The sequence below is a fragment of the Mycobacterium sp. E2699 genome (assembly GCF_001666745.1).
Lineage (GTDB): Bacteria > Actinomycetota > Actinomycetes > Mycobacteriales > Mycobacteriaceae > Mycobacterium.
This window is the reverse complement of record NZ_LZJH01000088.1, coordinates 173,261-194,201: the sequence shown is the minus strand read 5'-3', so window position 1 is coordinate 194,201 and position 20,941 is coordinate 173,261. Positions and strand designations below refer to the sequence as shown.

At 71.7% G+C, this 20,941-nt stretch carries 20 protein-coding genes; 10 read left to right on the top strand and 10 right to left on the bottom strand.

Going from position 1 to position 20,941, the window contains the following annotated elements:
* The first annotated feature begins 1 nt into the window (after position 1).
* The 10 genes from A5696_RS15615 to A5696_RS15570 all read left to right on the top strand — a co-directional run bounded on the left by A5696_RS15615 (position 2) and on the right by A5696_RS15570 (position 10,127).
* The gene (locus A5696_RS15615) at positions 2-2,416 is read left to right on the top strand and encodes a carbamoyltransferase HypF (RefSeq protein WP_067880481.1); all 2,415 of its coding nucleotides are present in this window, start codon (positions 2-4) and stop codon (positions 2,414-2,416) included.
* Positions 2,413-3,126 (top strand): HypC/HybG/HupF family hydrogenase formation chaperone, encoded by a 714-nt coding sequence (locus A5696_RS15610; protein WP_067880478.1) that lies wholly within the window; start codon positions 2,413-2,415, stop codon positions 3,124-3,126. The genes A5696_RS15615 and A5696_RS15610 overlap by 4 nt, the downstream gene beginning before the upstream one ends.
* Positions 3,126-3,794 carry an SIS domain-containing protein gene (locus A5696_RS15605; RefSeq protein WP_067880474.1) on the top strand — a complete coding sequence of 223 codons (669 nt, stop codon included), beginning with the start codon at positions 3,126-3,128 and terminating at the stop codon, positions 3,792-3,794. Before A5696_RS15610 ends, A5696_RS15605 begins: the two co-directional genes overlap by 1 nt.
* Positions 3,791-4,903 carry a hydrogenase expression/formation protein HypE gene (hypE, locus tag A5696_RS15600; RefSeq protein WP_082956333.1) on the top strand — a complete coding sequence of 371 codons (1,113 nt, stop codon included), beginning with the start codon at positions 3,791-3,793 and terminating at the stop codon, positions 4,901-4,903. The genes A5696_RS15605 and hypE overlap by 4 nt, the downstream gene beginning before the upstream one ends.
* Before the next feature lie 16 nt (positions 4,904-4,919).
* Positions 4,920-5,192, top strand: coding sequence for a HypC/HybG/HupF family hydrogenase formation chaperone (locus A5696_RS15595; RefSeq protein ID WP_067880471.1), 273 nt, complete (start codon positions 4,920-4,922; stop codon positions 5,190-5,192).
* A gap of 12 nt (positions 5,193-5,204) precedes the next feature.
* The gene (hypD, locus tag A5696_RS15590) at positions 5,205-6,335 is read left to right on the top strand and encodes a hydrogenase formation protein HypD (protein WP_067880468.1); all 1,131 of its coding nucleotides are present in this window, start codon (positions 5,205-5,207) and stop codon (positions 6,333-6,335) included.
* Complete coding sequence (locus tag A5696_RS15585) at positions 6,332-7,066, top strand: DUF6390 family protein (RefSeq protein ID WP_255381859.1); 735 nt, start codon at positions 6,332-6,334, stop codon at positions 7,064-7,066. The genes hypD and A5696_RS15585 overlap by 4 nt, the downstream gene beginning before the upstream one ends.
* 10 nt (positions 7,067-7,076) lie before the next feature.
* Positions 7,077-8,189: an alkaline phosphatase family protein gene (locus tag A5696_RS15580; RefSeq protein ID WP_067880465.1), complete on the top strand. Its 1,113-nt coding sequence runs from the start codon at positions 7,077-7,079 to the stop codon at positions 8,187-8,189.
* Between the two features lie 615 nt (positions 8,190-8,804).
* Positions 8,805-9,200 carry a hypothetical protein gene (locus A5696_RS15575; protein ID WP_067880462.1) on the top strand — a complete coding sequence of 132 codons (396 nt, stop codon included), beginning with the start codon at positions 8,805-8,807 and terminating at the stop codon, positions 9,198-9,200.
* 72 nt (positions 9,201-9,272) lie between these two features.
* Positions 9,273-10,127, top strand: a complete 855-nt coding sequence (locus A5696_RS15570) for a PPE domain-containing protein (protein ID WP_067880459.1) — start codon at positions 9,273-9,275, stop codon at positions 10,125-10,127.
* Here A5696_RS15570 and A5696_RS15565 read toward each other — a convergent pair whose 3' ends face one another.
* The 10 genes from A5696_RS15565 to A5696_RS15520 all read right to left on the bottom strand — a co-directional run bounded on the left by A5696_RS15565 (position 10,128) and on the right by A5696_RS15520 (position 20,921).
* Positions 10,128-10,904: a 3-oxoacyl-ACP reductase gene (locus tag A5696_RS15565; protein WP_156738415.1), complete on the bottom strand. Its 777-nt coding sequence runs from the start codon at positions 10,902-10,904 to the stop codon at positions 10,128-10,130.
* Positions 10,905-12,269, bottom strand: a complete 1,365-nt coding sequence (locus A5696_RS15560; RefSeq protein WP_067880456.1) for an aldehyde dehydrogenase — start codon at positions 12,267-12,269, stop codon at positions 10,905-10,907. It abuts the gene before it with no gap.
* Entirely contained in the window at positions 12,266-13,090 is an 825-nt protein-coding gene (locus tag A5696_RS15555; RefSeq protein ID WP_156738414.1) for a gamma-glutamyl-gamma-aminobutyrate hydrolase family protein, read from the bottom strand. Before A5696_RS15555 ends, A5696_RS15560 begins: the two co-directional genes overlap by 4 nt.
* Complete coding sequence (locus A5696_RS15550) at positions 13,041-14,393, bottom strand: glutamine synthetase family protein (protein WP_067880611.1); 1,353 nt, start codon at positions 14,391-14,393, stop codon at positions 13,041-13,043. Before A5696_RS15550 ends, A5696_RS15555 begins: the two co-directional genes overlap by 50 nt.
* 35 nt (positions 14,394-14,428) lie before the next feature.
* On the bottom strand, positions 14,429-14,980 hold the full coding sequence (locus A5696_RS15545) for an alpha/beta hydrolase (protein ID WP_067880450.1): 552 nt from the start codon (positions 14,978-14,980) through the stop codon (positions 14,429-14,431).
* A 49-nt stretch (positions 14,981-15,029) separates the two neighbouring features.
* Positions 15,030-16,529 (bottom strand): cobyric acid synthase, encoded by a 1,500-nt coding sequence (locus A5696_RS15540; protein WP_067880606.1) that lies wholly within the window; start codon positions 16,527-16,529, stop codon positions 15,030-15,032.
* A 70-nt stretch (positions 16,530-16,599) separates the two neighbouring features.
* The gene (map, locus tag A5696_RS15535) at positions 16,600-17,457 is read right to left on the bottom strand and encodes a type I methionyl aminopeptidase (RefSeq protein ID WP_067880447.1); all 858 of its coding nucleotides are present in this window, start codon (positions 17,455-17,457) and stop codon (positions 16,600-16,602) included.
* A gap of 9 nt (positions 17,458-17,466) precedes the next feature.
* Positions 17,467-18,060 carry a DUF1707 domain-containing protein gene (locus tag A5696_RS15530; RefSeq protein ID WP_067880444.1) on the bottom strand — a complete coding sequence of 198 codons (594 nt, stop codon included), beginning with the start codon at positions 18,058-18,060 and terminating at the stop codon, positions 17,467-17,469.
* 34 nt (positions 18,061-18,094) lie between these two features.
* The gene (locus tag A5696_RS15525; RefSeq protein ID WP_067880441.1) at positions 18,095-19,912 is read right to left on the bottom strand and encodes a penicillin-binding transpeptidase domain-containing protein; all 1,818 of its coding nucleotides are present in this window, start codon (positions 19,910-19,912) and stop codon (positions 18,095-18,097) included.
* 154 nt (positions 19,913-20,066) lie between these two features.
* The gene (locus A5696_RS15520) at positions 20,067-20,921 is read right to left on the bottom strand and encodes a GNAT family N-acetyltransferase (protein WP_067880439.1); all 855 of its coding nucleotides are present in this window, start codon (positions 20,919-20,921) and stop codon (positions 20,067-20,069) included.
* Between the last annotated feature and the right edge of the window lie 20 nt (positions 20,922-20,941).

The following is a 20,941-nucleotide window of genomic DNA, read 5'->3' as shown; positions in this document are numbered from 1 at the left end:
GATGACCGAATCCCCCCTGCTGCTGCGGGCCCACGATGTCCGGCGGCGCTTCACCGTGACCGGTGTCGTCCAGGGGGTCGGCTTTCGGCCTTTCGTGCACCGCATCGCCAGCGAGCTGGGCCTGGCCGGGTTCGTCGGCAACGACTCCGGCGCCGTCTTCCTCGAGGTGCAGGGCGACCGCGCCCGCATCGACGAATTCGCCCGCCGGCTGCGCGCGGACGCGCCGCCGCTGGCCCGGATCAGCGCCATCACCGCAACCGAGATCGCCGCCGGTGACGGCGGCAGCGGGTTCCGCATCGTGGCAAGCCGGACGATCACCGGTGCGGCAACGCCGATTCCGCCCGACATCGCGGTGTGCGACGACTGCATCCGCGAGTTGTTCGACCCGCGCGACCGCCGCCACCGGCATCCGTTCGTGACGTGCACGAACTGCGGGCCGCGGTTCACCATCATCCGCGAGTTGCCCTACGACCGCCCGGCCACCACCATGTCGGCGTTCGCGATGTGCGACCGCTGCGCCGCCGAATACCACGATCCGGCCGATCGCCGGTTCCACGCGCAGCCCATCGCGTGCCCCGATTGCGGCCCGTCGCTGTGGTTTTCGTCGCCGGCGGGGCCCGTCACCGGGTCGGACGCCGCGCTGGCGGCCACCCAACGCGCGCTGGCCGCCGGCGCGCTGGTCGCCGTCAAGGGCATCGGCGGTTACCACCTGGCCTGCGCCGTCGCCGACGGCGCGGCGGTCGCGGCGCTGCGGGCACGAAAGGCGCGGGGCGCCAAGCCCTTCGCGATGCTGGTACGCGACCTCGACGTCGCGCGCCGCTACGCGCACGTCGACGCCGACGAGGCCGCGGTGCTGTCGGGTCCGGCCCGCCCGATCGTGCTGCTGCGACGCCGACCCGGCGCGCCGGTCGCCGACGCCGTCGCTCCCGGCAGCCCGCTGCTCGGCCTGATGCTGCCGTACTCCCCCATCCATCACCTGCTGCTGGCGCCCGTGCCCGGCGCCGCCGCGCCGGTGCCCGACGCCCTGGTGCTCACCAGCGCGAACCGTTCCGACGAGCCCATCTGCTTCACCGATGACGATGCCGCGCGGCGGCTTCCGGCGCTGTGCGACGCGGTCCTCGACCACAACCGGCCGATCCACGTGCCGTGCGACGACTCGGTGGTGCGGGTGGTCAACTTCGCCTCGGCGAGCAGACACAAAAGCCCCGGCACGCCCGGCGTGTCGGGGGCTTTTGCGTCTGCTCGCGCCGGGAGGCCCACGGAACTGCCCATCCGACGGTCACGCGGGTATGCGCCGTTGCCGGTCGATCTGGGCCGGGCGGGCCCGGCCGTCCTCGCCGTGGGCGGGGAGCTGAAAAACACCTTCTGCCTCACCGACGGCTCGCGCGCCTACCTGTCCGGCCACATCGGCGACATGGCGACGTGGGAGACGCTGCGGGCCTTCGAGCGCGCGGTGGATCAGCTCACCGGGATACGCGGCGCGCCGGCGCGGTTGGCCGCCGACCTGCACCCCGGCTACCACACCCGCGACTGGGCCGAGCGGCACGCGGGCGATCGGCCGCTGGACCTCGTCCAGCACCACCACGCGCACGTCGTCGCGCTGCTCGCCGAGCACGGGCGCATCGGCGAACCTGTCATCGGGGTCTCGTTCGACGGAACCGGCTATGGCCGCGACCACACGATCTGGGGCGGCGAAATCCTCGCCCTGGGCACCGAGAGCCACCGGTTCGTTCGCGTCGGCCACCTGCTGCCGGTCCCGCTGCCCGGCGGCGACGCCGCGGTGCGCAACCCGTGGCGGATGGCGCTGTCGCAACTGTGGACGGCGGGTGTCGACTGGACCGGGGACCTCGCGCCGGTCGCGGCCGCGACCCCGGACGAATTGCGCCTCACCCGTTCGCAATTGGAGAGCGGCGCCGGATGCGTTCCGTGCTCGAGCATGGGCCGGCTGTTCGACGCCGTCGCCTCGCTGCTCGGGGTGCGGCACCGGATCGACTACGAGGGCCAGGCCGCCATCGAGCTGGAGGCGCTGGCGGAGTCGGCGCTTGACGCCCCCGGCCCGGCGCTGCCGCTGACGGTGCGGGCCGACGGGGTGATCGACCCCACCACGACGGTGCGGGCGGCGGTGGCGGCGCTGCGTGACGGCGCCCGGCCGGCGGCCCTGGCCGCCGCATTCCACGAGGCCGTCGCCGACGCCGTCGCCAAGGCGGTCGCCCAGGCGGCCGGCGAGACCCGGCTCGTCGGCCTCACCGGCGGGGTCTTCCAGAACGTGCTGTTGCTGCGCGCCTGCCATGAGCGGCTGCGCCGCAGGGGGTTCGAGGTGCTGACCCACCACACCGTCCCGCCGAACGACGGCGGGCTGGCGCTGGGTCAGGCCGCGGTCTCCATGCTGAGGGGGATGGAGGACGCGCAATCATGACCACTTCCGCCATCGATCGCGGTCTCGGCGCCGGACTGGCCGAGGATTTGGCCGCCACCGCGTTCACGCTGGCCAAGCGGTTCGCCGCGGGGGCGACGATGTGGTCCATCGCGCCGTCGTGGGAACCGCACGCGCAGCACATCGCGGTGGAGTTCGTGCACCCGGTGATCATGGGCAAGCGGGCGCTGCCCGCGGTGGCGCTCACCGGACCCGACCTGGTGGACCTGGTGCGGGTGTCGGTGCGGCCCGGCGACATCGTGATCGCGGTCTCCGGCGCGGACGACCCGCAGGTGCGCTCCGTGATGCGCCGCGGCCCCGCCTGGGGCGCCACCACGATCTGGATCGGCAGCGGCCGGCGCCCGGCGGCCGGGATGGCCGACCACGTGCTGTGGCTCGACGACCCCGACCCGCGGGTGCCCGCGACGGGCGGGTTCGTGCTGTTCTATCACCTGCTGTGGGAGCTGACCCACGTGTGCTTCGAACATGCGGGGCTGCTGAAAGACGAATGCTCCGAAACTGTTTGCGTGACGTGCAGCGACGAGGGGCGCCTGGGCGAGGTGGTGACGGCGTCGGCCGACGGGCAGGCAACCGTGCGCACCGCGCGGGGCGTCGAGGACGTGGTCACCACGCTCGTCGACCCAGTCGCCGCCGGCGACCTGGTCCTGGTCCACGCGGGCACGGCGATCAGCAGGCTGGACGAGGAGGGCTGATGAGCCAGGACGAACCCACCAACTTCCTGTACCCGTTCATCGACGCACAGGAGGACGACCCCCGCTCGCTGCTGGCCGACCTCGCCGCCTCGGCGCAGGCCAAGGCCGCCGAGAGCCTCGCGCTGCGCCGCTCCACCCTCGATGCCAACGCCGACCGACTGGAGACGGCCGCCACCGCGATGGCGGCCCGCTTCGCGGCCGGCGGGCGGTTGTTCACCTTCGGAAACGGCGGCAGCTGCACCGATTCCACCACCCTGGCGCGGCTGTTCGCCCGGCCGCCGCTCGGCAAGCCGCTGCCCGCGTGGCCGTTGACCGCAGATCAGGCGGTGATGACCGCGCTGGGCAACGACGTCGGGTTCGAGCTGGTGTTCGCCCGCCAGCTGATCGCCAGGTCGAAGGCCGGCGACATCGCCATCGCCATGTCGACCAGCGGCGGTTCGCCCAACCTGCTCGCGGCGCTCGCCGAGGCACGCCGGCGCGGCCTGTACACCGTCGGCTTCGCCGGCTACGACGGCGGCGCCTTCGCCGACAACCCGAACGTGGACGCCTGCTTCGTCGTTCGGTCGCAGAGCGTGCACCGCATCCAGGAGTCACAGGCCCTGTTGGGCTATCGGCTGTGGCTGAGCGTGCACCAGCGTTTGGGCGATGAAGATTTGGGGGCGGCATGAGCAAGCCGGCGGGCGAATACCTTTCGTCGGGGCCGCGGTTCGCCGAGGGCGAGGTGATCGAGCGCATCGAGTCGTTCCGCAGGCGCCGCCCCCGGCTGCTCGACGACCACGTCACCCTGGCCCACGGGGCCGGCGGCAAGGCGTCGGCGGCGCTGGTGGACGCGGTGTTCCTGGAGGCCTTCCGCAACCCGCTGCTGGAATCCCTGGGCGACGGCGCGGTGTTGGCACTGCCCGGCGGCGAGCGCCTGGCGATGTCGACCGACTCGTTTGTGGTGCAGCCCAGGCGTTTTCCCGGCGGGTCGATCGGCGAACTCGCCGTCCACGGCACCTGCAACGACCTCGCGATGGCCGGCGCCGTGCCGTCGTGGATCTCGGCGGCGTTCGTCATCGAGGAAGGTTTCGGAATCGCCGAGTTGAAGGAGATCGTCGCCGACATGGCGGCCGCCGCCGTCGCCGCCGGGGTGCAGATCGTCACCGGCGACACCAAGGTGGTGCCCAAGGGCGCGGCCGACGGGCTTTTCGTCACCACCACCGGGGCCGGTGTCATCCCGGCCGGGCGCACGCTGTCGGCCGGGTCGGTGCGCACCGGTGACAGGGTGCTGCTGTCGGGCTCGATGGGCGACCACGGCATGGCCGTCATGTTGGCCCGCGGCGACCTGGCCATCGAGGCCGACATCGTCTCCGACACCGCGTGCCTCAGCCCCGTGGTGGAGCTGCTGATGGCGGCGGCCCCGTCCACCCGGTGGATGCGCGACGCGACCCGCGGCGGGGTCGGCACCGTCTGCAACGAACTGGCCCAGGCCTGCGGCCTCGGCGTGCTGCTGGACGAGGAGCGACTGCCCGTGCGGCCCATGGTGAACGGCGCCTGCGAGCTGCTCGGCATCGACCCGCTCTACGTGGCCAACGAGGGCAAGTTCGTCGCCGTCGTCGCGCCGGAGGAGGCCGAGGCCGGGCTGGCGGCGCTGCGCTCGCACCCGCTGGGCGCCGAGGCCGCCGAGGTCGGGGAAATCGTTTCCGAACCGGCCGAAAGCGTGGTGCTGCGAACAGGATTCGGTGGGACCCGGATCGTCGACATGCTGGTCGGCGACCCGCTGCCGCGGATCTGCTGAGAGGAGATGAACTGAGATGTGTCTTGGGATTCCGGGCCGGATCGTCGAAATCACCGACCGCGCAAACTATCTGGCGAAGATCGACGTCAGCGGCGTCCAGCGCACGATCAGCGTGCGGCTGCTGGAAGACGACATGCCCGAGCCCGACGACTGGGTCCTGGTGCACGTCGGGTTCGCCATGGCCAAGATCGACGAGACGGAGGCGCTGCTCACCCTGGCCGCCATCAAGAAACTCGGTGAGGCCTACGCCACCGAGATGGAAGCCTTCGACTCGTCGGCCATCGTTTAGGGAAGGCGCGCAATGAAATTCGTCGACGAGTTCCGCGATCCGGCCGCGGCCCGCAAGCTGCTGGGCGCCATAAAGCGCCTGGCCGGTGATGGCGGCGAAGAGTTCAAGTTCATGGAGGTGTGCGGCGGGCACACCCACACCATCTACCGGCACGGCATCGAACACCTGCTGCCCGACAACGTGGAGCTGGTGCACGGGCCCGGCTGCCCGGTCTGCGTGATCCCGATGGGCCGCATCGACGACGCGATGTGGCTGGCCGGCCAGCCCGACGTGATCTTCACCTGTTTCGGCGACATGATGCGGGTACCCGGGTCGGCCGGCAGCCTGCTGGACGCCAAGGCGCGCGGCGCCGACGTGCGGTTCGTCTACTCGCCGCTGGACGCGCTGAAGATCGCGGTCGACAACCCCGACAAGCACGTGGTGTTCTTCGCCATCGGCTTCGAGACCACCGCGCCCTCGACGGCGGTGACGCTGGTGCGCGCCCGCGACCTCGGCCTGCCCAACTTCAGCGTCTTCTGCAACCACGTCACGATCGTGCCGCCGATCAAGGCCATCCTGGAGTCACCTGATTTGCGGCTGTCGGGTTTCATCGGCCCCGGGCACGTGTCGACGGTGGTGGGCAACCGCCCCTACCGGTTCGTGCCGGAGGTGTACCGAAAGCCGTTGGTGGTGGCCGGTTTCGAGCCGCTGGACATCCTGGCGGCGGTCGCGATGCTGCTGACCCAGATCCGTGAGGGCCGCTGCGAGGTGGAGAACCAGTACAAGCGCGTGGTCCCCGAGCACGGGAACCCCGCCGCGCTGGCGCTGATGGGCAAGGTGTTCGCGCTGCGCCCGCACTTCGAATGGCGCGGGCTGGGATTCATCTCGCAGAGCGCGCTGCGCCTGCACGACGACTTCGCGGAGTTCGACGCCGAGCTACGGTTCGCCATGCCGGGCGTGCGGGTCGCCGACCCCAAGGCCTGCCAGTGCGGCGAGGTGCTCAAGGGCGTGCTCAAGCCCTGGGAGTGCAAGGTTTTCGGCACCGCGTGCACCCCCGAGACACCGATCGGCACCTGCATGGTGTCGCCCGAGGGGGCGTGCGCGGCCTACTACAACTTCGGACGCATGCACCGAGACGCGGTCAAGCTGGTGGGGCGCGCTTGACCGACAGCCGCGGTGTCGAGATGTTCGCGCGTTACGCCTACGCCCCCAACGCGCTCGGCTACTGCGGTCCCCCACTGGGGGCCACCCTGCGAGACGGCTCGGTCGACGAGGTGCGCGCTGCGGCGACGAGGTTTTCCGGTGCCTGGCCCTACCTGCAAGTCCTGTCCAGGCTGACCGGCATCGCCGACCCGCTGGACTACCGGCTCGTCGAATCCTATTGGCTCGGCGGCGGTGTGGGCGCCGGCCTGGACCCGCACGATTTCTTCGACACGCTGCTGGCGATCATCGGCCCGCAGGCCGGCCGCTACTGGTCACACCTCACGGCCGCCCTGGCGGGCGAGGCCGCCGCCAACCACTGCTTTCACGTGTTCGGCGTGTACCCGTGGACCCGGTTCTTGGGGCGGGGCATGGACGAGCATCCGTTGAGCGTGCTCGACAACTGCCGAATCGGCTGGGGCACAGTGGTTTCCCGTGACAACGACAACGTCGCGGTCAGGTGTCGGCGGCTCCTCTGGGACGGCCGGGCGCTGACACTGGCCGACCCCGCGGCGCCAACGCTCGACGTCTGGGCCGACGGGTACAGCGCCGTGCCCGACGTGGCCGTCGGCGACGAGGTCGCGGTGCACTGGGGCCGGCTGTGCGGCCGGTTGTCCCCGCAGCAGGTACGCGCGCTCGCCGACAGCACCGAGCGGCAGCTGCGGGTGACCAGCCAACGGCTGGCGCCGGTCTAGTCTTGCTCCCGTGCCCGGTTCCATCTGCGACGTGCTGCCCGCCGCGGCCGCGTTGCTCGGGGCGCCGGGCGCGGTCGACCGCCTCGGCCTCGTGGAGTCGGTCGGCGCGAAAGACCGCGTCGCGGTCGTCCTGGTGGACGGGCTGGGCCGGCACCTGCTACCCGAGTTGGCCGGGACCGCGCCGATGCTGGCCTCGGTGCTCGCCGGCGAGGTGGGGCGGCTCACCGAACTCGCCTGTACCTTCCCGTCGACCACGCCGAGCAGCCTGGTGTCGCTCGGCACCGGGGCGCGGCCCGGCGAGCACGGCATCCTGGGTTTCACGCTCAACGTGCCGGGCACGGATCGGGTGCTCACCCACATCGTGTGGCGGGACGACCCGCCGCACGCCGAATGGCAACCGCTGCCAACCTGGTTCGCGCGGCTGGAGCGGGCCGGCATCGCGGCCCGCGCGGTGCTGCCGGCGCCGTTCATCGGCAGCGGGCTGACCGACGCCGCTTACGGCGGGGCCAGGTTTCGCCCGACGCGGCCGAGCGACGACTATGCCGCCGTGCTGGCCGGTGAACTGATCGCCGCGCAGGGGCTGGTCTACGGCTATACCGCCGACCTGGACACCGCGGCCCACCTGTTCGGCATCGGTTCGCAGCGGTGGCACGAGGCCGCGGCCCGCGTCGACGCCCTGCTGACCCGGCTGGTCGAGGCGCTGCCTCCGGACGCGGCGTTGCTGGTCACCGCGGACCACGGCGGGCTGAACGTCCCCCCGGACGCCCGCGTCGACCTCGACGCCGACCCGCGGCTGGGTGCCGGGGTCCGGGTGGTCGCCGGCGAGCCGCGGGTGCGCTACCTGCACACCGAGCCGGGGGCGGCGGCGGATGTGCGGGCCGCCTGGAGCGAGGCGCTCGACGGTCGCGCACACGTCTACAGCCGCCAGCAGGCGGTGGCCACCGGCATGTTCGGCCCGGTCAGCCCGGCCCACCTGCCGCGAATCGGCGACGTCGTGGTCGTCTGCACCGGCGACACCGCCGTGCTGGCGACCGCGCACGAGCCGCCGGAAACCGCTCGGCTCATCGGTTTTCACGGCGGCCCAACCCCCGCCGAGATGGCCATCCCGCTGATCGTTTTCTGAGCCGCCGAGCTACCCGGCCCGTTACCACCAGGCCACGCGGAACCGGGCTACGTCCCTCAGCCGGGCGAGGGCCTGTCGCGCCCGCATCCGAATAGCCGCGGGGACCAGCGGCCTGCCGTCGTGGCGCCGCCGGCGGCCTCGGCCACGCCGATGTGAGGCTCCCTGCGGGGCGGAGTCGGTGCCCACGCCCGCCAGCCACCGGGGTGCGCCCGCCAATTGAAAAGGCATGGGTTCGTGCAACATCCGGGGCCGGCTCCCGCTGCCCGACTTGCGGCAACAGAAGCCGTTGGGATCACTTTCCACGGACCCATCGCCGGGGATCCACACTCCCGACGGGTGCTGGACAATTTGCCTGCCACAGTGGCGGCAGGTGGCCGCGTACAACGTTCGCCCCTTGTGATATTCGCTGACAGTTCCGCGGCGCCCCGACCGCATCGCGGTTATGTCAACCCTACGCCACAAATGAACGCGCATGTTTTCAATACCGCGGCGCGGTGTCGAGCGCGGCGGACAAAGACCGGCACGTCGGCGCCGCGAACCACACACCCGACTTTGCGGGTTTTCACAGCTCGCTCCGATCGTTCTTCCGGTTCCGCGTTGTAGATTCGGGCCACTGTGACATCCCGAGGCACCCGCGAAGCCCGACGATGGCGGTCGGCCATCGCGATCGTCGCCACGCTCGGCGTCTTCGTCGCCCTCGTCGCGGGTTCCGCGTTGCGGCCACAATTCGCCGCGGCGGCGCCGCCGGAGCCGGCCGCCTGGTCTCAGGCGATACCGGACGCTGGCGCGCACGCTTCGCACGACGCCGCGCCCACGCACAAGAAGCCGTTCCACGCGACCTGGATGACGAAGGACCGGCCCCCGGCATGGAGCCCCGTGTCGCCGCCGTTGGTCGCGCAAGTCTCGTTCGCCGCGTTCGGTTTTCAGCCCCGCGGGGCGCGGCCGTGCGCGCCCGCGGCCATCCGGGCCGGCCCCGACATCTTGACCCGGTTCTGCGTCGCGCGCCGCTGATCGATCAGCGAACCAACCGTGTAACCCCTGCGTCTATCTCAGGGGAGAGTCCATGTCAAAACCGAGGTGGTAATGGATTTCGCGACGCTGGCACCGGAAATCAACTCCGGGCTGATGTATTCCGGTCCCGGCGCGGGACCGATGACCCTGGCCGCCGCGGCCTGGGACGGGCTGGCCGTTCGGCTGAGCACCGCGGCCGCCGACTACCGCGCCGTCGCGGCAAAAATGGCACGACACGACACGACGCCGTACACCGACTGGCTGGACATCGCCGCCGCCCAAGCCCACCAGGCGGCGACGCGGCTCGCGGCGGCGGCCGACGCCCATCGCTCGGCATGCGAGGCGATGGTGCCGCCGCTGGAGATCACCGCCAACCGTGCGCGGCGGCGGTCACTGGTCGGCGAAAACTGCCTGGGGCAGGCCAGCGCGGCGATCGCGGATGCCGACGCGGAGTACGAGCGGATGTGGGCCCGCGACGCCGCCGCAATGTACGCCTACGCCGCCGCCTCGGCGGAGGCGACATCGCTGACGCCGTTCGCTTCGCCGCCGGGTGACCACGGCGCGGGCACCTGGGCCCTGAAATCGGCCCCGGACGTGGTATCGGCCGGCGCCCGGGTGATGTCGACGATTCCCGAAGCGTTGCAGGCGCTTTCGGCGTCGCCGCTGACGTCGTTGGACGCCCAGCTCGCGCCGGCCACAGCCGCACTGTCCAGGCTGAGTTCGCTGTCGGCGCCGTCGGACTCCGCGATCAAGCACCTGAATGCCCGCAACAAGCGCGCGGCGTTGTGCGCCCTGCTCACCAAGCCGGGCCGCCCGGCGTCCGGCCCGCGGCTCGGTCGCGGGACGCCGGTCGGGACGCTGTCGGCGCCGCCGGCCTGGGCGACGGCCTCGGCGCCCGTCGCCGTGTACCGCGGCACCGTCGCCTAGTCAGAGCGGGGTGACGTAGGCCGAGCTGATGCCGCCGTCGACCAGGAACGTCGAGGCGGTGATGAACGACGCGTCGTCGCTGGCCAGAAAGGCCACCGCGGCGGCGATTTCGTCGGGCTCGGCGAAGCGGCCCAACGGCACGTGCACCAGGCGGCGGGCGGCGCGCTCGGGGTCCGTGGCGAACAGCTCCTGCAGCAGCGGGGTGTTGACCGGCCCCGGGCACAGCGCGTTGACGCGGATGCCCTGCCTCGCGTACTGCACGCCCAGTTCCCGCGACATCGCCAGCACACCGCCCTTGGAGGCGGTGTAGGAGATCTGCGACGTCGCCGATCCCAGCACCGCGACGAACGACGCCGTGTTGATGATCGAGCCCTTCTGCGCGGGCACCATGTGGCGCAGCGCGGCCCGGCAGCAAAGGTACACCGATTTCAAATTGACGTCCTGAACCCGTTGCCACGCAGCAAGTTCCGTGGTCTCGATGACATCGTCGTCGGGCGGAGAGATGCCGGCGTTGTTGAACGCGATGTCGACCCGGCCGTAGGCCTGCGCCGCCGCGTCGAACAGCGCGTTGACCGCGCCCTCGTCGGAAACATCGGTCGGCACGTACAACCCGGACAGCTCCTCGGCGGCCGCGGCGCCCGCGTCGCGGTCGACGTCGCCGACCACGATGGTCGCGCCTTCGGCGTGCATCCGCCGCGCCGCGGCCAGGCCGATGCCGCCGCCACCGCCGGTGACCACCGCGACGCGGCCCGCCAGCCGTTGGGTCAGGTCGATCACTTAAGGCTCCTCGATCGCGATGAAGACGTTCTTGGTCTCGGTGAATTGCAGCGGCGCGTCCGGGCCGAGCTCGCGGCCCAACCCCGACTGCTTGAAACCCCCGAAGGGCGTGTTGTAGCGGACCGACGAGTGCGAGTTCACCGACAGGTTGCCGGACTCGATCGCCCGCGACACCCGCAGGGCGCGGGACAGGTCGTCGGTCCAGATCGACCCCGACAGGCCGTAGGCGGTGTCGTTGGCCACCGCGATGGCGTCGTGCTCGTCGTCGAACGGCAGCACGGTCACGACCGGGCCGAAGATCTCCTCAGTGACGCTGCGGTCGGTGCGCCGCGGCGTGAGTACCGTTGGCGGGAACCAGAACCCGGGGCCCGACGGCGCGGTGCCGCGAAAGGCGACGGGGGCGTCGTCGGGCACGTAGGAGGCCACCCTGTCGCGGTGCGCCGCCGATACCAGCGGGCCCATCTCGGTGTCCCTTGAGGCGGGGTTCCCGACGGCGACGGCCCGCACCGCGGGCTCGAGCAGTTCCATGAACCGGTCATACACGTTGCGCTGCACCAGGATCCGGCTACGGGCGCAGCAGTCCTGCCCGGCGTTGTCGAACACCCCGGCGGGGGCGGTCGCGGCCGCGCGCTCCAGGTCGCAGTCGGCGAACACGATGTTGGCGCTCTTGCCGCCCAGTTCCAGGGTCACCCGCTTGACGTGGGCCGCCGCGCCGGCCATCACCCGCTTGCCCACCTCGGTGGAGCCGGTGAACACGACCTTGCGCACGCCCGGGTGGGTGACGAGCCGCTCCCCCACCACCGCGCCCGTGCCGGGCAGCACCTGCAGCAGGTCCGGATCGAGCCCGGCCTGCGCCGCCAGCTCGCCGAGCCGGAGCGTGGTCAGCGGCGTCCATTCGGCGGGTTTGACCAACACGGCGTTGCCGGCGGCCAGCGCGGGCGCGATGCCCCAGGAGGCGATCATCATCGGGAAGTTCCACGGCGTGATCACGCCGACCACGCCCAGCGGTTCGTTGAACGTCACGTCGAGCCCGCCGGCGACCGGAATCTGCCTGCCGGACAGGCGTTCCGGGCTGCCCGCGTAGAACGTCAGCACGTCGCGGACGTGGCCGGCCTCCCATTCGGCCGACGCGATCGGGTGCCCGGCGTTGGCCACCTCCAGCGCGGCCAGCTCGACGGCGTGCGCGTCGACCGCGGCGGCGAACGCCCGGAGGCCCTCGGCGCGTTGCGCCGGGGCCAGCCGCGCCCAGCGCCGCTGGGCCGCCGCGGCGCGCGCCACGGCGTCGTCGACCGCGGCCGCGTCACACAGGTCGACCGACGTCAGCACCTCCTCGGTCGCGGGGTTGACCAATTGCGTTGCGGTCATCGGCTTTCCGCGTACGATCGCGCGGCCTGCACCAACGCCTTGAACAGCCGCGGGTCGTCGAGCGACTTCTCCGGATGCCACTGCACCGCGAGCACAAACGGCTCGCCGGGCAGCTCGACGGCCTCGACCACGCCGTCGGCGTCGATCGCGCTGACCACCAGGCCGTCACCCACCTTGTCGATGGCCTGATGGTGATAGCAGGGCGCGTCGGCGGATTCGCCGAGCAGCGCGGCGAGCCGGGTGCCCGCGACCGTGCGCACCGGCAGCCGGGTGAACACCCCGTTGCCCGCCCGGTGCCCGCCGTGACCCAGCACGTCGGGCAGGTGCTGGTGCAGCGTGCCGCCGAACGCCACGTTGAGCACCTGGGCGCCGCGGCAGATGCCCAGCACCGGCAGGCCGCGGTCCAGGGCGCCGCGCAGCAGCGCGAATTCCAGGTCGTCGCGATCGGTGCGGGGCGCGTCGGTGGCCGGGTGCGGATCCTGGCCGTAATGGGCGGGGTCGAGGTCGTAGCCCCCCGTGATCACCAGCGCGTCCAGGCTGTCCAGCAGCGCACCGGCCGCCTCGGCGTCCATCGGCTGCGGCGGCACCAGTGTCGCGATGCCGCCGGCCATGACGACGCCCTCGAAGTAATCGGCGGGTAGATATCCGGCGGCGATGTCCCACACCCCGGTACGGATCTGCTCGAGATAAGCCGTCAGGCCGACGACGGGCCGGCTACGTGGCGATCGCAAGCGCGGCGTAGCCGGGCGACGCGGGTCGCCACCTTCCGACTCAGAGCCGCTCAAACCCACGCATCCTCTCCCAGTCCGTGACCGCAGCATTGAAGGCCGCCAACTCCACGCGCGCGTTGTTCAGGTAATGCGCGACGACGTCGTCGCCGAACGCCTCCCGCGCGAGCGCCGACGCCCCGAACACCGCGGCCGCGTCGGCCAACGTGGTGGGCAGCCGCTCGAGTCCCGTTGCCTCGTAGGCGTTCCCGACGTACGGCGCCGGTGGTTGCAGGCCCTGATCGATACCGTGCAGCCCCCCGGCGATGAGCGCCGCCACCGCGAGGTAGGGGTTGACGTCGCCGCCGGGCACCCGGCATTCGACGCGGATGTTGCGGCCGTGCCCCACCACCCGCAGCGCGCAGGTGCGGTTGTCCAGCCCCCAGGCCACCGCCGTGGGCGCGAAGCTGCCGTCGGCAAATCGCTTGTAGGAGTTGATGTTCGGCGCGTAGAACAGCGTCAGTTCGCGCGCGGTGGCCAGCAGGCCCGCGAGGAAACTGCCGAACGTCGCGGACATGCCGTGCGGGCGGTCGCCGTCGTCGAACACCGCGACGCCGTCCTCATCGCGCAGCGACAGATGGATGTGGCAGCTGTTGCCTTCGGCCTCATCGTATTTAGCCATGAACGTCAGGCTCTTGCCGTGCTGGTCGGCGATCTCCTTGGCGCCGTTCTTGTAGATCACGTGGTTGTCGCAGGTGACCAGCGCCTCGTCGTAGCGGAAGCCGATCTCCTGCTGGCCCCTGTTGCACTCGCCCTTGACGGCCTCGAACCGCAGGCCCGCCCCCGCCATGCCGTGCCGGATGTCGCGCAGCAGCGGCTCCATGCGCGCCGACGCCAGCATCGCGTAGTCGATGTTGTAGTCGCTGGCGGGCGTCAGCCCGCGGTAGCCGCCGGCCCAGGCCTGCCGGTACGACTCGTCGAACACCATGAACTCGAGCTCGGTGGCGACGTCGGCGGTCAGCCCGCGGGCGCCCAGCCGGTCGAGCTGGCGGCGCAGGACCGCCCGGGGCGCGACGGCGACCTCACCGCCGCCGGCCCAGCCGAGGTCGGCGATCACCAGCGCGGTGCCGTGCAGCCACGGGGTGAGCCGCAGGGTGGACAGGTCCGGGGTCATCACCATGTCGCCGTAGCCGGTCTGCCAGCTCGACATCGCATACCCGGACACGGTGTTCATGTCGACGTCGACGGCCAGCAGATAGCTGCAGCACTCGGCGCCGTGCGCGGCGACCTCGTCGACGAAGAGCCCGGCGGCCATGCGCTTGCCGACCAGCCTGCCCTGCATGTCGGCGAACGCCACGATGACGGTGTCCACCACGCCGCGTTGCACCAGCTGTTCCAGCGCGGCCAGCGACAACATCGCCGAATCCGAACCGCCCGCAGAATTCACCGCGGCTACCAGGTGCTGGTGCGCAAGACGATCTCGGCGGCCAGCTGCGCCGTCGACTCCTGCACGGTGCGCCGGCCCAGGTCCACGACGCGGTATTCGGCGTAGACGTACCGCTGGCTGGCGTCGGCCGCAGCCTTGGCGGCCGCGGAGCTGACCAGCACCGTGGTGCCGATTTCCACCGGCGGGCAGTGCTCGTCGCGGACCACCCCGCCGGGGTCGGGCACCCGCGGATGCCCGCGGTCGATGACGATCAGACCCACGAACCGGCCCAGCCGCGTGGCCGCCAGTTCCCAGGCCAGCTCACCGCCGGCGCGGTCGCCGAAGACCACGGCCCAGCGGATGCCCAGCGCATCGAGGATGCCGACAACCGATTTGGCCGTCAGCCGTTGGTCCAGTCCGATGACGACGGTCCGCAACGAGGCGGTGTGCAGGCGCTCGCACACCGCGTCATACGCGACGGGGGCACGCTCCTGGTCGCCGAGGATGACGACGACGACGCCCTTTTCCGGGCCGGCGACGGACACCGGGACGGGAAACCCGTCGAGCGTGTTCATCATCGAGTGCACTCACGCACGCTACAGCCAATGGGCCAGCTCGCGCGAGGTTTCACGGCTGCAGCCGGCTCGCGAGACACGGCCGCCGCGGCGGCGGCCCGTCCAAAAGGCCCAGGACGGCGTCGACGTCGAGATGGGCGGCCAGCAGGTCGGCGATCGCGTCCAGTTGGCCATCGCGCCGCGCCGCGACGTCGGTGTCGGCGAGCACGAACCCGCTGCGCCCCGCCGCGGCGGCGACCCGGGTGAGCCACGCGCGGCGGAAGTCGTCGTTGTCGAGCAGGCCGTGCCAGTGGGTCCCGTAGACGGCGCCCCTTGCGATGCCGTGCGGTTGCGACCCGACGGCGAACCACGCCTCCTCGGCGCACCGGGCCAGCCGCCCGTGGTGGATCTCGTAGCCGGCCAGGGGCCGCTCCCAGCGGCGCAGCACCTTGGTCGGCTCGAAGGCGATGTCGGCGTCCAGCAGGCCCAGGCCGGCGACCTCGCCGGCACCGGATTCCACCGTGTCCTCGATGCGCTCGCACAGCATCTGGAACCCGCCGCAGATGCCCAGCACCGGCTTCCCGGCCCGGGCGTGGCCGGCGATCGCACCGGCCAGGCCGCGCTCGCGCAGCCAGGACAGGTCGGCGACGGTGGCCTTGCTGCCCGGCAGCACGATCAGGTCGGCGTCGGCCAGGTCGGCGGGGTCGGCGGCCCAGCGCACCAGCAGCCCGGGCTCGCACGCCAGCGCCTCGACGTCCGTGGAGTTGGAAATCCGGGGCAGCCGGACCGCGGCCACCCGCAGCCACTCGTCGCCGCGCGGCGGCGCCGGCGTTCCCACGACGCGGTGCGCGACCACCGACAGCGAGTCCTCGGCGTCCAGCCACAGCTCGTCGGCGTAGGGCAGCACGCCGTAGGTCGGGCGGCCGGTCAGGGCGTGCAGCCGGCGCAGCCCGGGTTCCAGCAGCGCCGGATCCCCGCGGAACTTGTTGACGACGAAGCCGGCGATCAGCGCCTGGTCGTCGGGCTCGAGCACCGCGACCGTCCCGAACAGGTGGGCCAGCAGTCCGCCGCGGTCGATGTCGCCCACCAGGATCACCGGCAGGTTCGCGGCGCGGGCCAGCCCCATGTTCGCCAAATCCGTGTCCCGCAGGTTGATCTCGGCGGGCGACCCGGCACCCTCGCAGATCACCGCGTCGAATTCGTCACGCAGGCAAGACAACTCGTCCGCGACGATGCCCGCGAGCCGGTCGCGGTGCCGCACATAGCCGGCCGCGGTCACCGACTCGGCCACCTGACCCCGGATCACCAGCTGCGACGTCCGGTCACCGCCCGGCTTGAGCAGGATCGGGTTGAATCGCACGCTGGGGGCAAGCCCCGCCGCCCGCGCCTGCAGCGCCTGGGCGCGCCCGATTTCGCCGCCCTCGACGGTGACCACGGAGTTGTTGGACATGTTCTGCGCCTTGAACGGCGCCACCTTGACGCCGCGCCGCGCCAGCAACCGGCACAACCCCGCCACCACCACCGATTTCCCGGCGTCGGAGCTGGTGCCGGCCACCAGCAGCGCCCCGCTCACCGCCATGTGGCGAACAGACGCAAAAGCCCCCAATTTCGGGTCGAAACAGGGGCTTTTGTGTCTGCTCGCGCTAGAGACAAGTCAGGATCTCGGCGCCGGTGTCGGTGACCAGCAGGGTGTGCTCGAACTGGGCGGTCCACTTGCGGTCCTTGGTGACCACGGTCCAGCCGTCGCCCCAGATCTCGTAGTCCAGTGCGCCGAGGTTGATCATCGGCTCGATGGTGAACGTCATGCCGGGCTGGATCATCGTCGCCACGGAGGGCTGCTCGTAGTGCAGGACGACCAGCCCGTTGTGAAACGTGGTGCCGATTCCGTGGCCGGTGAAGTCGCGAACCACGTTGTACCCGAACCGGTTAGCGTACGACTCGATGACGCGGCCGACGACCGAGAGCGCGCGGCCCGGTTTGACGGCGTTGATCGCGCGCATCGTGGCCTCGCGCGTCCGCTCCACCAGCAGCCGGTGCTCCTCGGAGACGTCGCCGGCCAGGAACGTCGCGTTGGTGTCGCCGTGCACGCCGTCGATGTAGGCGGTGACGTCGATGTTGACGATGTCGCCGTCCTCGATCACCGTCGAGTCCGGGATGCCGTGGCAGATCACCTCGTTGAGGGACGTGCAGCACGACTTCGGGAAGCCCTTGTAGCCCAGCGTCGACGGGTAGGCCCCGTTGTCGATCATGTACTCGTGGGCGATCCGGTCCAGCTCGTCGGTCGTCACGCCGGGAGCGACCGCCTTGCCCGCCTCGGCCAGGGCGCCGGCCGCGATCCGGCCGGCCACGCGCATCTTCTCGATGACCTCCGGCGTCTGCACCCACGGCTCGCTGCCCTCCTGGGCGGTCGGCTTGCCGACGTATTCCGGGCGCGGGATGCGGCCCGGCACGGGCAGAGTCGGCGAGATCACTCCCGGGGAAAGGGCGGTGCGAGCAGGCATGGGGCCAGCTTAATCACGCCTCGCGCCGCGGCGCAGAAGAGAGCGCCGCGGCCCCCGGACGGTCACCGACCCGCACACCACCCGGCCCGTCAGCACGACGTGCGGCCTGCCCTCGCCCGGCGCGTCCTTGCGGCGGTCGCTGGCGCTGCCGACGTACACCTCGACGTCGTCGATCGAGGCGCTGGCGCCGTCGGGCAGCCGGACCTCCACCGAACCGAACCTGATGTCCAGTTCGATGACCACCACCGGGCCCGCGAAACGGGCCCGGGTCAGGTCGAGATCGACCGAACCCAGCCGGCGCACCAGGGCCAGCCGGGTGGGCACGGTCCATTCGCCGTGACGCTTCAGCGAGCCCGCCCAGCCGCGCAGTTCGACCCGGTCGGCCGCGGACGTGACGATGGCGCCGGGCCCGGGCAGGTCGCCGACCAGCCGGTCGAGCTCGCCGCGGGTGCGCGCGTAGGACACCTGCGACGAGCGCTGCTCGAACTCGTCGATGTCGATCAGCCCGAGCGCGACGGCGTTGTGCAGCCGCCGCATCGTGCCGTTCCGGTCGGCGTCGGAGACCCGCAACGCGACCATGTCCCCGCCGGGTGTTTCGCCCACCCTCGCAATTTACCGCCGCGACGGGCCGGGGGCTCTAGGCCAGATAGTCCCGCGGCAGCGACTCGAACATCACCTTGGTCATCCGCACCGCGTACTCCGAGCTGCCGCCCCCGACGATCAGCGCCGCGAACGCCAGGTCGCCGCGGTAGCCGGCGAACCATGAATGCGATCCGCCGGGGAACTCGGCCTCACCGGTCTTCCCGTAGATCTCGCCGCAGCAGCCGGCGATCTCCTTGGCGGTGCCGTTGGTCACCACCAGCCGCATCATCGGCCGCAGCGCGTCGACCATCTTCGGCGAGATCGGGGTGTCGTCGCCCTCGACCGTCGTCGGCCGCCCCGCGATCAGCTGCGGCACCGGGGTCTTGCCGGCGTCGACGGTGGCCGCGACCAGGGCCATCCCGAAGGGGCTCGCCAGCACCTTGCCCTGGCCGAAGCCGTCCTCGGTGCGCTCGGCCAGGTCCACCGTCGGCGGCACCGACCCCGTCACCGTGGTGATGCCGTCGACGGTGTAGTCCAGCCCGATGCCGTAGCGGTTGGCCGCCTGGGTCAGCCCGCGGGGCGGCATCCTGCTGCTCAGCTCGGCGAACGTGGTGTTGCACGAACTGGCGAACGCGCGTGACATCGGCACCACGCCCAGGTCGAAGCCGCCGTAGTTCGGGATGGTGCGGTGCCCGATGTCGATGTGGCCCGGGCAGCCCAGCATCGTGTTGGGCGTGGCCATGTCGCGGTCGACGGCGGCGCCGGCGGTGACCATCTTGAACGTCGACCCCGGCGGGAACAGGCCGTTGGTGGCCGGCAGGCCGTCGGCGTCGGCGCCGTTGTTCTGCGCGATCGCCAGGATCTCCCCGGTCGACGGCTTGATCACGACGATCATCGCCTTGCCGCCGCGGGTGTCCACAGCGTGCTGCGCGGCGTTCTGCACCGCGCGGTCCAGGGTGATCGACACCGACGGCGCCGGCGACCCCTCGACCTCGTGCAGCACCTCGACGTCGACGCCGTTCTGGTTGACGGTGACCACCCGCCAGCCGGCCTGGCCGTCGAGCTGGTCCATCACGGCCTTCTTCACCTGGGCGATGACGGCCGGGGCGAAGTGCGGGTCGGTGGGCAGCATGTCAGCGATCGGCGTGACCACCACGCCGGGCAGCTTCCCGATCGCGGGGAAGACCTTGTCGTTGTCGTCCGGCTTCAGCGTGACGCCGAGGTCGATCGGCTGGGTCGCCGAGCTGGCTTGTTCGGCCAGCAGCTGCGGGTCGGCCAGCGCGTTGTTGATGGGGTGCAGGACGTCGACGACGGCGTGCGCGGTCCCGATCAGGGCGGGCCCGGCCTGGGTGGCGTCGAGCGTGTAGTGGTACAGGTAGCCCGGCGCGAGCACGTCGCTGCCGCCGAGCTCGTTCACCGAGGCGCGCCGCGGCTTGTCGGCGCGCAGCGCGAACGTCTGGTGCTCACCCAGCTTCGGGTGCAGATCGGTGGTGACCCACCGGACCTCCCAGCGCCCCTCGTTGCGGGCCATCCGCAGCTGGCCGTCATAGCTCCAGGCCCGGTTCTTGGGCAAGTGCCAGGTGAACCGGTAGTCGACCGTGCCGGTGTCCTCGGCGTACTTGGCGCTGAGCACCTGCGCGTCCAGGTGGGTGGCCTGCAGCCCGGCCCAGGCGGCGTTGAGCGCCTCCCGGGCCTCGTTCGGGTTGTCGCTGAGCTGGGCGGCGGTCGCGGTGTCGCCGATTCCCAAGGCGCGGAAGAACTTGTCGGCGGCCGGGCCGGGGCCGTCGGGCCGCGGGGTGCACCCGGACAGGGCGATCACCGCGACGAGCAGCAGGCTGGCGGTCGCTGATACCAATGGGGTTTTTGTGACCATCGGTACAGATGTTATGAACCGTGGGCCGCCGACAGGCGCCGACACACCGAGACCGAAGCGTTATGCGCGTCGGGTCGACGCCGAGTGTGCGGCCAGCCGCACCGTCGACGCCGAGTGTGCGGCCAGCCGCACACTCGCGGGGGCGGGCCGCCGATCAGTCCAGCAGGACCGTCGCGAAGGTGCCGACCTCGGTGAAGCCCACGCGGGCGTACGCGGCGCGCGCGACGGTGTTGAAGTTGTTCACGTACAGGCTGGCGATCCGGCCGCTGCCGACGATCACCGCGGCCACGGTGGCGGTGCCGGCGGTCCCGATCCCCTGGCCGCGCCACTCCGGGTGCACCCAGACCCCCTGGATCTGGCCGACCCCCGGCGACTGCGATCCCACCTCGGCCTTGAACACCACCTGACCGTGCTCGAAGCGCGCCCAGGCGCGCCTCGCCGCGATCAGGCTGGCCACCCGACGGCGGTAGCCGCGGCCACCGTCGCCGATCCGCGGGTCGACGCCGACCTCGCCGATGAACATGTCGACGGCGGCCACCAGGTAGGCGTCCAGCTCGTCCGGCCGGACCTGGCGCACGCCGACGTCGATGTCGCAGTTGGGGTGGCGGGTCAGGGCCATCAGCGGCTGGTCGTCGCGCACGTCGCGGGCCGGGCCCCACACCGGCTCCAGCCGCTCCCACATCGGCATCACCAGCTGCGCCCTGCCGACCAGCGAAGAACAGCGCCGCGTCCCGCTCATCGCCTCGTCGGCGAAGGCGTTGAGGTCGGCCGGCGCGCCGCGCAGCGGGATGAGGTTGGCGCCCGCGAAGCACAGCGACTCGTCCGGGCCGCGACGGGTCCACAGTTCCCCGCCGATCGAGTTGGGTTCGATGCCGTGGTCGGCCACGCGGGCCGCGACCATGCACGAGCCGACCGGATCGGCGTCGAGCACCCGCCAGACGGCGGCGGCGTCACGCACCACCGACACCCGTCGCTCGCCGACAAGGCGCATGATTGGCGGAGCCGACATCTACGGAACTCTCTGTGGTG

Bases quoted from the DNA above. Each gene is read 5' to 3' on its own strand.
- A5696_RS15615 (WP_067880481.1), top strand. From the start codon at position 2: ATGACCGAATCCCCCCTGCTGCTGCGGGCCCACGATGTCCGGCGGCGC.
- A5696_RS15610 (WP_067880478.1), top strand. From the start codon at position 2,413: ATGACCACTTCCGCCATCGATCGCGGTCTCGGCGCCGGACTGGCCGAG.
- A5696_RS15605 (WP_067880474.1), top strand. From the start codon at position 3,126: ATGAGCCAGGACGAACCCACCAACTTCCTGTACCCGTTCATCGACGCA.
- hypE (WP_082956333.1), top strand. From the start codon at position 3,791: ATGAGCAAGCCGGCGGGCGAATACCTTTCGTCGGGGCCGCGGTTCGCC.
- A5696_RS15595 (WP_067880471.1), top strand. From the start codon at position 4,920: ATGTGTCTTGGGATTCCGGGCCGGATCGTCGAAATCACCGACCGCGCA.
- hypD (WP_067880468.1), top strand. From the start codon at position 5,205: ATGAAATTCGTCGACGAGTTCCGCGATCCGGCCGCGGCCCGCAAGCTG.
- A5696_RS15570 (WP_067880459.1), top strand. From the start codon at position 9,273: ATGGATTTCGCGACGCTGGCACCGGAAATCAACTCCGGGCTGATGTAT.
- A5696_RS15560 (WP_067880456.1), bottom strand. From the start codon at position 12,269: ATGACCGCAACGCAATTGGTCAACCCCGCGACCGAGGAGGTGCTGACG.
- A5696_RS15555 (WP_156738414.1), bottom strand. From the start codon at position 13,090: ATGCTGCGGTCACGGACTGGGAGAGGATGCGTGGGTTTGAGCGGCTCT.
- A5696_RS15550 (WP_067880611.1), bottom strand. From the start codon at position 14,393: ATGTTGTCGCTGGCCGCGCTGGAACAGCTGGTGCAACGCGGCGTGGTG.
- A5696_RS15545 (WP_067880450.1), bottom strand. From the start codon at position 14,980: ATGATGAACACGCTCGACGGGTTTCCCGTCCCGGTGTCCGTCGCCGGC.
- map (WP_067880447.1), bottom strand. From the start codon at position 17,457: ATGCCTGCTCGCACCGCCCTTTCCCCGGGAGTGATCTCGCCGACTCTG.
- A5696_RS15525 (WP_067880441.1), bottom strand. From the start codon at position 19,912: ATGGTCACAAAAACCCCATTGGTATCAGCGACCGCCAGCCTGCTGCTC.
- A5696_RS15520 (WP_067880439.1), bottom strand. From the start codon at position 20,921: ATGTCGGCTCCGCCAATCATGCGCCTTGTCGGCGAGCGACGGGTGTCG.